The sequence below is a fragment of the Bacillus atrophaeus genome, from assembly GCF_039519175.1.
GTDB classification, from domain to species: domain Bacteria; phylum Bacillota; class Bacilli; order Bacillales; family Bacillaceae; genus Bacillus; species Bacillus atrophaeus.
The window spans coordinates 3,178,772-3,191,802 of record NZ_CP154443.1 but is presented as its reverse complement, the minus strand read 5'-3'; the positions used below and the strand labels follow the sequence as shown (position 1 = coordinate 3,191,802).

1 protein-coding gene is annotated in these 13,031 nt (G+C 45.4%); it reads right to left on the bottom strand.

Annotated features, from left to right (window positions below):
- Positions 1-63: 63 nt before the first annotated feature.
- A complete protein-coding gene (locus tag AAHT65_RS16030) occupies positions 64-13,026 on the bottom strand; it encodes an SDR family NAD(P)-dependent oxidoreductase (protein ID WP_343310495.1) in 12,963 nt (4,320 codons plus the stop codon).
- Positions 13,027-13,031 lie beyond the last annotated feature (5 nt).

The window sequence follows — 13,031 nt, the reverse complement described above, 5'->3', positions numbered from 1 at the left end:
TCTACCTCAGTGATGGTTAATTCTCCCGATCTGTAGGCGTCAAGAATGTCTTTATGATTCATGCTATTTACTCCCTTCTATGATGGTTTGCACACTCTTAAAATCCAATTTCCCTTGCGCCACCTCTTTCATCATGCCGATGATTTGCTCATCAGTGTATGAACTCGTTTTCTTTGCTGACGGGACTTTTATAGGCTGATTTTGTCCGTCAGCTTTTAACGCCAAATGAGCTGCTAATGACTGGACCGTCTGAAACTCGAGAATGTCGCGTCCGGTGATTCTGATATGAACATTTTTTTCTATATGACGCATCAGTTTTCGGCCAAGAATGGAATCCAGTCCGTAATCTAGAAATTTTCTTTTGAAGCTGATTTGATGCCGCGTTAGGTTGAGCTCCCGCGATAAAAATTGCACAATGCATTCCTGCATTTTTTCCTGGATTGATTGGTCTTCTAAGACTTGAACCGTTTCATTTTCTTCTATAGACTGCTTTATGGCTTTTGGCCCGTTTTGTTCCTTTTTGCCTGTTGACACCCAATAGCGTTCCCTTTCAAATGGATAGCCGGGTAAAGGGATAGTGCGAACTTCATTGCCGTTATGGAGTAATTCCCATGACATGTCGTTTCCTTTGGTCCAATACTGTGCGATTTTTTGCAAATTGTTTTCTTTGACGAAAACTTGTAAAACCGCTTCGTCTTGGAGTTCTTGATTCTCTTCCGCATTCCCCGTAAATAGAGATGCAAAAGTTTCGAATGATTCACCATTCTTCACCGCTTCGTCATATTCCTTCAATTTTCGCACCAGTTCTTCTTTATTGTTCACAACCATTGCCAAACGGGCTTCCATTGCTTCTCTTCCGACCTGCAGCGTATAGGCAAAGTCAGGTAAAGAAAATTCATTATGCTCGGCATACTCAAGCATTTTTCGGGCAACAGCTTGCAGCCGTTCCTCGTTTTGAGCAGAAAGTACGATGACTTGCGGGCACTCAGTTGAGTGTGAACGCGTTATGTCATATTCCTCCACTACTGCATGTGCATTGGTTCCGCTTATGCCCGTCGTGCTGATCGTTCCCACCCTCGGCATGCCGTTTTTCTTTTTCCATGCCTGATTTTCTTTATGGAGCACAAAGGGACTTTCATTAAACTGAATATATGAATTGCTTGTTTCACAATGATGTGTCGCCGGAATGGTTTGGTCATTCATAGCCATCAGCATGCTGATTAAACTAACGACACCTGAAGCGGCAAATGTGTGTCCGATTAACGATTTAATAGAACCGATTGCACAGAATTGCTTCTGTTTTGTATATTTATTGAATGCCCTCGTTAACGCTTGGACTTCGAGCGGATCTCCTATATTTGATCCGGTGCTGTGCGCCATCACATATTGGATATCCAACGGATTGATTTGAAATTTATCATAAATGCTTTCTATCAATTCCGTCTGGCTGAAAGGGTTAGGGGCTGTGATACCGTTTGTTTTCCCGTCATAATTGACCCCGCTTGCCTTTATACATCCATAAATGTGATCTTTGTCTTCAATCGCCTTTGATAATGGTTTCAACAGCACAGCTGCTGCCGCTTCGCCAGGCACGAGCCCATTTGCATCCTGATCAAATACTTTACATTGCCCGTTTGGAGAAAGCATTTCAGCCCTAGTCAGCGCCGCATATGACATCTGAGTCATATTCAGGCTGACACCGCCGGCTAAAGCCATTTCACAGTCTCCCTGGCGTAATGCCGAACATGCCTGATGAATGGCGACGAGCCCTGAGGAACACGCCGCTGTTAACGACATATTAGGCCCTTTCAAATCCAAAGCGTATGCGATTCGGGCAGATAATGTGGCGTTTTGGGTGCCATTAATGTAATCCGTATCACCGGTTAAATGCGCATATTCCCCTTCTTCCACACCCACATAAACGCCGCAAGACTTTCCTTTAATCCGTTTTCCCATATATCCTGCGTCTTCAAATGTATGCCATGCTTCCTCTAAGAAAATGCGCTGGCGCGGGTCCATGCTTTCCGCTTCTTTAGGTGATATTTGAAAAAACAGCGGATCAAATCGGTCTATGTCATTCAAAAATGCACCCCATCTTGGCACTGCTTTTTCTGAATCCCCGTTACCATCACGCCAATCCCATCGTTCTTTTGGAATTTCCGAAATGCAATTTTTTCCGTTCTTCAGATTGTCCCAAAATTCCTGAACCGTATCTGCCTGAGGAAATCTGCCGCTCATTCCGATAATGGCGATCGGCTCTGCATGATTTTGCTGAACACTTTTTCGGGATTCTTCGCCTTTAGCTGCTGGCGCATCACCCGTTGCAGCTGGAGACTTTAGCAAGACAGGCTGTTTCCGAACGTCTTCCCGGTAAAATTCTTCAATCATCTCTTTATGATCCGTTAAAAAGTATCGGATCAGTTCTTTTAGAGTGGAATAGCCGAAAAATAAAGCCGGTGTTACTTCAATTTTGTAATGGTCGGACAATAGGTTTGAGAATTTGGCCAAATAGATCGAATCGAATCCGAAGTCGGCCCAATTTTTATTCATCTCTAACTTGTCCTTTGAGATTTTGAGCAAAGTATGGATATGCTCTTTCAAATCCATTTCAAGACGTTTTTCCACACTTAATGACTTGTTCTCATCTTGTCTTTCTATTACGGGATGAGTTGAAAGGGCCGGTTCAGGCTGTATATGTTCATTGAGTCCCAAAAAGCGCCGGGCGCGGCTAGGCTGACCTGCTATAATGAGATGCTGCGTATCTTGTTGAGATAAGATTCGTTCAAATATGCCGATACCTTCATCTGCCTCTAATAGACGCTGGCCGCTTGATTTCAGATACATATCGGTTGTCTCGGCATCACCGATTGCCATACCTCCGTCTTTCCACACAGGCCAGTTGATGACAAATGTTTTGCCTTGATTGAGATGATCATTTCTATAATGTGCGTAAGCCATTTGAAATCGATTCCCTATCGCATAATCGCAAAAACCAAAGTCTCCTAAAATAGCGGATGATGATGAAAAATAACAGATAAAATCAAGCGTTTCTTTTTTAAGCCATTCATCAAGCGCTATGGTTCCATTGATTTTCGGTTCAATAATGTGACGGAAACTTTCCATCTCTTTTTCAAAAATAGCAGACTCGCTTTCTAAACCTGCAGCATGAATGACGCCATTGATAGCTCCGAACTGTTCGATGCCGCGTTTCACGCAGTCTCCCATCGCAATCGGATCACAAACATCCGCCTCTGCGTAGATGACGCTGCTTCCTAAATTCTTTAATTTTTGTATTTGGTTTTGTTTTTCCTCATTGACAGGCGAACGGCCGGTAAGAATGATGTTTGCCGCATATTTTGCAGCCAAATGCTTGGCGAATAAATAACCTAGCCCTCCTAATCCTCCTGTAATCAGGTAAGTCCCTCCATGCTTCAATAAGCTGTTTCCTGCTTGTATGGCTGTCGGTTCAATGATAGATACATAACGTTGTTCATCCTGATACAGGACGGTTTGTTCGCTTGCAGCCTGTAATTCCGTCCAGATCTTACGCGCCCAATCCTCCATTGATATCCGATTCTGGCTGTCAGTTGTTTGAAAAACGCCTGTGACTTTTGTATTCGGAAGGACCAGTCCGAGCGAACGTTCAAAACCGATCCATGATTCTACATAGCAGCGGTCCAGGCCATTTTCAAAACCTCCCGCCAATAACAGCCGGGAAGGCTGAAGCTTTGCAGATGCCATGGCTTGTATCAGATATACAATGCATGAGTAATCTTGAATACAACTTTGATCCTCTAACGCCCATAAATAGAGAATCGCATCTAATTCACCGTGTTCTTCTTGAATGCGCCGGAAGGCTTCCTTATATGTGCCGGGCTCATGTCGTAAAATACAATAGTGATATTGAGATTGTTTTTCAAATGCCGCTCCTTGTGAAATAAAAATGATCCGCGTCTCTTTGTCAAAGGTTTGGACAGCTGAAACAAATGCTTGTTGTTTTTCAGGGTCAGAGAGAAAACAAACCAACGTTTTTATATTCTTACGGGCTGCTTCAGGTGCGCGCATCTCTTTCCAAACCTCTTTAAACGTCATCATCTGAAAGTCTTCTGCCGTCTCCTGCTGCTGTTCCATATGGTCCTCTGATGCCGCTCTCCTTACAGCTGGTTTCTCTTCATTCACTGAGGCCCAGTAACGTTCCTTTGCAAAAGGATATGTCGGCAGGCTGATCCGGATCGGCGCCTTGGTTCCATAAAGCTTGTGCCAATCAAAGGACAAGCCCTTCACCCAAAGATCCAGTAATTTTGTATATTTTCCTTTGCTTATCCAGGCATCTATGATCTTTTCCATATCTTCATCAGCTGAAAAGACAGCCAATGCTCTTTTGTTATGATCAGTACGGTCCCGGTACAGAGTATCTGTATCTTCTTTACCTTCTATATAATCGTTCAGCTTGGTCTCAAGGTCTTCAATAGAATCTGCTATAAAGCCGAGCCTTTCCTCCATCGCTTCACGACCTGTTTGAAGGGTATAGGCCACCCTGACAAGATCTGTTTCGCTATATCTCTTTTCACTGATGGCCGCAAGCAGCTGTTCTGCTCTATCCCGAAGCCGTTCGCTATTTTTTGCTGACAGCACGATTAAAGCCGGCGGTTGAGCATATAGCGTTGGCGTCTCCGTTTTCGGAATATATTCTTCTATGACAATATGAGCATTTGACCCTCCCGCACCAAAACTGCTTAATCCTGCGCGTCTCGGCACCTCCTGCCCGTCGATGATCGGTCGTTTCCATTCTCCGAGCTCTTGCTGGACGATAAAAGGAGTATGGCCGAATTCAATATTTGGATTTAACCGTTCAGAGTGCAATGAAGGGGCGATTTGGCCGTATTTAAGCTGAAGCAGTATTTTTGTCAGCCCTGCGATGCCTGCCGCGCTTTCACAATGTCCGATATTGGATTTGGCAGAACCGATCGCACAGAACTGCCTGTCTGTTGTGTCTTCCTCAAAAGCTCTTGTTAATCCTGCGATTTCAATGGGATCACCTAATGCCGTGCCCGTGCCGTGAGCCTCCAGATAACTGATGGTCCGAGCCGAAATATTCGCATTTTGAAAGGCTTCCTTCATTAACTGGCATTGCGCGTTCGGGTTTGGCACAGTATAGCCGTTGGTTTTTCCTCCGCTATTCACCATGCTGCCCTTAACGACACCGTAAATATGGTCACCGTCTTCAATCGCTTTTTTTAGAGGCTTTAAGATGACGGCCCCTACACCTTCTCCATCAACAAATCCATCCGCATCGTCCCCGAACGATTTGCATTTATCACCTGACGAGAGCATATTCATGACAGATAAGTTCTGGTAATGGATCGGGTCGACAATCAAATTGACTCCTCCGGCGATGGCGCATTCACTTGACCCGCTGTATATGCTTTCCAGCGCTAAATGAATGGCTGTCAGGGAAGAAGAACAGGCCGTATCAACAGCTATGCTCGGCCCTTGAAAATTCAAAAGATAGGACACCCTGTTGGCAATGGACCAGTAGCCGTAGCCAGTAGGGTAATTTTTGTTCATCACTCCTGCAAATACGCCGATCTTTCTGCTTGAACACAGCGTTTCCGGCGTGTATCCGGCATCCTCAATACTTGCATATGCGGTTTGTAAAAATAATCGCTCTTGAGGGTCCATTCTTTCTGCTTCTAACGGAGAAATTTGAAAGAACAAAGGATCAAACTTATCCATATCCTTTATGAAGCCGCCCCATTTCGTATAAATCGACCCTTCTTTTCCTTTTTCTTCATCGTAATATGTTTTCCAATCCCAGCGTTCTTTAGGTATTTCTTCAATGCAGTTTTTTCCTTCTTTTAGATTGTTCCAAAAATCAGCAACCGTTTCCGCCTGAGGGTAACGTCCGGAAATGCCGATAATGGCTACATCTCGGCTGGTCATGGCTTGGGATGGCTTTTCTTGCTCCTTTTGGCTTCCAAGCTTGCGATAGCGCCGGGATTTTCTGAAGGTCTGCGGCGATTCTTGCGATGGCCCATCCTGAAGCGGCTTTGCCACTCGCTTGTCATTCTGCATTTGATGATCTAACCCCGTCAGCTTTATGAGCGCTTCTTTTTTTGTTTTGATTAAGTGCGCTACTAATGCATCAATGGTTTGGTACTCAAAAAATAACGTGCTGCTGACATGATCTAATACCTTACGTAACGTATTGGTCAGCTGGACGACGACAATAGAATCGATACCGTACTTTTCCAGCGGTTCAGAAGAGTCAATCTTGCCGGCTGGGATTTTCAGCGTTTCTCCGATTAATTTTTTCATATACTCCGTGCTTTTCTCTTGGAGTGCGGAATCTTTTGTTTGTCCGGCTTCCTCCGCCACGTTCATTTGTTCAGTCGCCGGGTCTTTCAACGGGCTTGAACGGAAATCCCTTACTGCCGGAAGCGCGTTTTCCTTCGGCACGGTCACATTGCGAATGACCCCGTTGCTTTGTGCCGCAATGATTTGGTGGCTTAAGTCATGAGCTTTTTCCGCCGGGAAGAACACCGATTGATAGCCTTCACTTTCTAAAGCCTTTTCCCACGCATCAGGATATAAACCGGGACAGCCAGGTATACGAAGCTCAGGGTCTTCATACAGCCACCAGCCTTCCAAAAGTCCGAATGTAATATGAGGGAACAGGCTGTTACCGGCCATTTCATTTAATAAGAGTAATCCGTTATGTTTTAGAACCGCTTTCGCATGACGCAAGGTTTGGCGGATATTTTTCGTAGCGTGCAGGACATTAGCCGCAATCACAATGTCATAGCCGCCTGCATCAATTTCCTGATTTACAATTGGTGCTTCCACGTTAAAGATTTTATATGTCAGATAAGGATTTTCTGGGCCATACTCTTTTTCCGCATGCATCAAAAATGCTTTGGATAGATCTGTATAGCAATATTCTTCAATGTTTTGTTGATAGCTCTTCAGCTTTTGAAAAATGCCCGCACTTGTACCGCCGGTGCCCGCGCCTATTTCCAAGATCCGAATGGATGCTTGCGGGTCTTCTTTCAGCCGCTCTTCTAAGTAAGCCATTAATGTATCAGAAAGCACTTGATTGAAGTAGTCTGCAACTTGATTGTGTTTATAGATTCCTTCCACCAATTCCATAGAGGAATGAGGGAACATAACATCCGTCGCTGGCACTTTTCCGGTCAGAATATCCGGCAATGCTTTAAGCATGGACTCTGCCAACACAACCATTGCTTTCGTATTGCTGTCTTTCAGCCACTCTGCCTTTTTCTCGCCCCATTCTTTCCAAAGCTCATCTATATTTTGGTTTGCTCTGTCTTTTGTCACCAATGACTCTCCATCTTGCTTAAGATCGTGATGCTCCAGAAGGAACGCTATGCTTTGCTGAAGCCATTTTTCATAAAAATCACGGGTTTTATTGTTTCGTTTAAAATGTTCCGCAGATAATCTGTCACCTTTAAACAACCCGGCCGTTTGCAATTGACCTAAAAGAAGCCTGTAAAGGAAATCATCCAGTTCCTCATGCTTTACTCCTTTTATATGGTCTGCATTTGACCCTTTTTCTGACAAACGCCCTTTCAAGCTTTTGACGTCAACCTGAGGCTGGTGCGGGTAAACGGTTATGGCCTCCTTCTGATTCATGCCTTCTACAGCAACCGGTTTGGTTGTATGAATGAAAGCCGCTTGGCTGACAGGCCCCGAAAGCAGTGCTTGTAATGCGTTCATGCCTGCCTCCGGTTCAATCAAGCCTAGGCCTATTTGATCCATGAGCTGGACAAAATTCTCATCACCAGCCGCTTCGCTGTTTCCCCAATATCCCCAATTCATTACTTTTACCGGACACGTCCAGTTTTGGGAAAGCCGGTAAGCAAAAGCATCTGCAAAAGCGCAGCCGGAAGCATAATGGCTTTGCTTCACATTTTTGATATAAGCCACAAGCGAGGAGAAAAATAGGACAAAATCCAAATCTTCCCGCTCAAATACTTGAGCCATACACACACTCACATCTACCTTGGCCGCCAGCCCCGATCTGAATTCTTCAAGTCTCATATTTTCCAGACTTTGCTCAGATAAGTTCATCGCTGAATGAACGACGCCGTGAATGTGGGCATAACGCTCTTTCACTTTTTCGTAAGCTTGCTGCAAGGAGTTTACATCAGCTGCATCGGCAGCAATGTAGTGAGGCATAGGTCCGACGTTTGCAAGACGGTCTAATTTAGCCTGGATGGCGTCATTTAATGGACTGCGCCCAATCCAAATAATCTGCGCCTGATAGCTGCGGATCATATATTCACTCCACGCTTCACCAATGTATCCCGCACCGCCGATAACCACATACACTCCCCCTGTTTTATACAGAGTGCTGTTTGACGGTGAGTGTTGAAACGGGATCAATTCCTGCTGATGCCACTGCTGATTACGATAAGCCCAAGCATGCCCATGACGGTCAGCTGGAAGTGTAAACATCTGCTTGATTGGCCAAGCGCAGTCTTCCTCAAGATCAAGAAGCCGGATTTTCCAGTTCGGGTATTCCTTAGCCATTGTGCCGGCAAGCCCGTGAATACTGGCATGAGAAGGGTTTATTGATTCATGTTGAACAACCGGCTGCGCTTGGACAGTAACAAGGCTCCATGTTACAGCTTTGTCACCGTATCCTGATTGAAGAAGTGCTTTGACAATCTTAAAAACGTGAAGAACGTTTTTTTCCTGATCTTCAATAAACATATCCTCTGACATTATGTTCAGCTGGCGGGACGGAGCGATCCATATCACGTGATCAATGCTGCCGCATGCTTGCAGCTTGTTCGATATCGCTGAGATATCATCTGTTGACTGAACATCTAAAACTGTAATCTTCGAATCATGTTGTTTGATTAATCTCCGGTCATCCTCAGACCCTCCAATTAAAACTGCCCGCTCTTCAAAAGCTGGAAGATCATCCTCTGCATCTGCAGAAATAGGTTCCCAGACGGGAATCATCATCGTATGCCCGACTGGCAGATGCGCCGCATTTTCTGCCGCATTCGTTTTCGATGCAGATGAATGTTCTCCTTCCAATGCTCTGATGGAAGCCCCTTTCATCCGCACACAAATATTGCCGTTCTCATCGCATAAATCAATATCATACTTCCTCACTTTGTCATCCGCTTTGCTGTCCTGACTGTATCGAATAAAGGACCATATGTCAGAAGGGCAAGGGCGAAGGATGTCAAGTTCCTGCATTGCAAACGGCAGTGACAGTTTGTGTGTGTGAGTATCTGCGTTGACTGAACTTACAATTAAACCGATCGAAGCATGAAAAGCGGAATCCATTACACTAGGATGAAGCATGAATTGCTGCTGGCCGCCTTTCAAGAAAGCGGGTAAGGAGATTTTTGCAAGCAATTGGTCTTGTCCCACGAGCACCTTTTCAATTCCTTGATAGCCCTCGCCATAGTCAAGCCCTATCTTCCGGAACGCCTCATAGCATTGGTCTGACGCTACGGTCTCCAGGCTGCATTGCGCCTGCAATGTTTTAATGTCTAAAGCCGGGATGTCCGTTACGTCGCCTATCCTTGCACTGCCCTGACTGTGTATGATCGGATTTTCATCCATATCTTCCGGTTCACTATAAATCTCATAGGCAATCTCTCCGCTATCTTCCGGATAAAGGCCGATATGTATCTCTTTCGGTTCGCTCTCAATCACGATAGGCCGTATCCACACGATATCTTTGAGTGACACCACTCTTTGTTCATCTTCCTGAACACCGGCTGCTTTTTCCGCTGCCTCACGGGCCATTTCCAAATAGGCTACGCCCGGCAAAATTTTCTGACCATTAACTACATGATCTGAGAGAAAAAACTCCTCGCCTGTAAAGGTAGAACTAAAACGCTGCTCAGTGAAGTCTGATGTGTTTCGGTGCAGCAGCGGATGTAATTGGGCATCGTTGCTGCTGTTTTTCGTTTCAGGTGCCGGGATCCAATAACGTTCTTTTGCAAACGGATAGGTCGGAACACTGATTTTGAGCGGCTTCTTATTCCCGTACAATTCTTCCCAATTCGCCTGCTTTCCTTGAACCCATGCTTCCGCCAATTTCTTCAAACCGCCTTCAGTAATCGGCTTCTGCACCGATTCCATTGCGGCTTGATTCACGCTGGACATAAAAAGCTCATTCACATCTTTGACCTGTCCGATCCAGCAATCATTGATCTTCTCATTGCCTGCCGCAAATGCTTTTAATTTAACGATTAAATCCTTTATGTCTGTCACCAGAAAAGCTGCCCGCTCTTCCATTGCTACGCGTCCTGACTGTAATGTAAAAGCAAGCTCAGAAAGATTGATGTCCTCATGAAGATAATCGAGCAGTTTCTTCACATAGGCTTGCAGTCTGTCTTTGTTTCTGGCAGACAGCGGAATGATAGCCGGTGAGGCTTCCGCTGCAGGAGACACAGAAGCTGCCGGGATGTATTCTTCCAGAATTAGGTGCGCATTTGACCCCGAAGCTCCGAATGAACTTAATCCGGCACGGCGGGGATAGGTGATGCTAGCCCCGTTTTCTGTCAATGTCGGCGGCTCCCATTCCTTTGTTTCATGCTGGACATAAAAAGGAGATTGATCCAGTTTAAGATATGGATTCAGCTCTTGTGAATGCAAAGACGGCACCAGCGTTTTATAGTGCAGCTGAAGGGCGACCTTGCACAAGCCGCTGATTCCGGCTGCAGACTCGGCATGCCCAATATTTGATTTCACGGAACCGATGGAACAGAACTGCTTATCCTGCGTATCCCGGCTGAAAGCTTTCATCAGCCCTTGAATTTCAATCGGGTCTCCTAAGGAGGTGCCTGTGCCATGAGCTTCTACATAGCTGACGGTCCTAGGATTGATTCCTGTTTTCTCTAAGCAGGCTTCGATGACGTCAGCTTGCGCCACAGGACTTGGAACGGTAATTCCGCTTACCTTTCCTACATGATTAATGGCACTTCCTTTAATGACGGCATAGATCCGGTCCCCATCCTGCTCTGCTTTTTTCAGAGGCTTCAGCAGAACCGTTCCGACGCCTTCTCCCGATACATAGCCGTCGCCGTCCAGACCGAACGTATGGCAATATCCGTCGCTGGAATGCATCCCCACACTGCCATAGCTTATATATTTAGCCGGATGCAGCGACAAATTAACTCCGCCCGCAAGTGCCGCCTCGCATTCTCCATTTCGGATGCTCTCTATTGCCAAATGAACGGCGGTCAAAGAAGAAGAGCATACAGTATCCACCGCCATACTCGGTCCGTGGAAGTTACAGTAGTAAGAAACCCGATTGGCGATTTGAGCATAATTCAGTGACAAAGGAAATGGGTTGTCTTCAGATAAAGCCTCCGCTCCAATCAGGGAGTAATCTTTATGCATAACGCCGGCAAATACGCCGACATGCTGTCTTTTATGTCTGCCTTGCGGTGCTGCAAGCGTGTTTGGTGTATATCCCGCATCTTCAATCGCTTCCCAGCAAGCCTCTAAAAACAAACGTTCTTGGGGATCCATGTTTTCTGCTTCTCTGGGAGATATTCTGAAAAATTGAGGATCAAAGCAATCTGCATCCTCGATAAAGCCGCCCCATTTGGACACAGGCTTCCCGGCAGGCGATTTCAAATGGCTGAATTCCTGCCAGTCCCAGCGCGATGGCGGAATTTCAGTGATGCAATCCATGCCCGCCTTTAGATTCTTCCAAAATGCTTGTATATTTTCAGCCTTGGGATAACGGCCTGCCATCCCAATGATCGCAATGTCTCCGCAGGCTTTCGATACAGCTTCATCAGCCTTTAATGATTCCGGCTCCGGATCTTCCGGCATAGGTAAAGGAGACTGGCGGACAACGTTGTCCGCATCTCCAAATGAAAAGTTTTCAGCAAGATAAGCTGACAATTCTGCAATGGTTGTGTATTCAAACAGCAGGGTCGGAGAGAGATCCGCCCCCATCTTGGAACCAATCGCCTGAACGGTTTCAAGCAAGGAAGGCGAATCCAAACCAAGCTCATAGTACCCGGCATGTGTTTCAATCAGTTCTGCCGGTTTTCCAAGCTGTTCAGCCAGAAGCTGACGTAAAAACTCTTCAATTGCAGCATATTCCCGGCTGTTGTCTGCACTTGCCGTCTGAACAGATTCGTTCCGCTGCATCATTGCTTGAGACCTATTCGTTTCCTTTCTTTCCGGATGGATGGCTTCCGCTTCGCGCACAGATTTACTTGCAAAGTTTTTAAGCTCGGCTACCTTTTTTCCTTGTTGATTGAAATATTCAATCGTCATATAAGTAAGTTCTTTCTCCTGACGCACTGAAGAAGATTGAATGCGAGCCGCACATTCTTTCTGTAATAAATCCGAAGCGGAAAAGGACTCATAAAACAAAGGCAGATAAAGAGTCTGTCTGTCTTGATTCGTATTCGAGAGCAGGACGCTTGACCCTAATCCGCTGCCGTCTATGAGAGTCGGGTGGAACATAAACGACTCGGAATGAACCAGAGCTTCTTGGCCGACAGAAATATCAATAAGAGCGCCTTCACCCGTTTCATATATCTGTCCTTTTGCCTTCATCATCCCTGTATGCACCAATTCATGGCGGCGGCACTGGTCATAGATATCGTGCAAATCCACAACTCTGTCAGCCGTCTTTTCCCAATGAGTCATATCAATGGTCTCGCTGAAAACAACAGATTCTCTTTGATGCATTTCTGCAGTTACATATTGTTTTTTGTCTGTTAACAAGTCTCCTTGCTGTTTTTGTCCGTCAATTTGAATAACCCATTTTCCTTCGTTGCTTTCAGACACATGAATAGAAAGAATGATGTCATATGTCTCTTCCGCGATCAGCGGGTGAAAAATGGTTACATGTTTAAGTTCAAGTTCTTGATAAGCGTAACCGTGTTCTTGAAATACTTGATAAATGAGATCTATATAAGCAAGGCCGGGTAATAACGCTTGTCCATATACCTTGTGATTTTGCATAATAGGATGCTGTAACGATAGGCTTAATTGTTCAGTTATCATTTCTT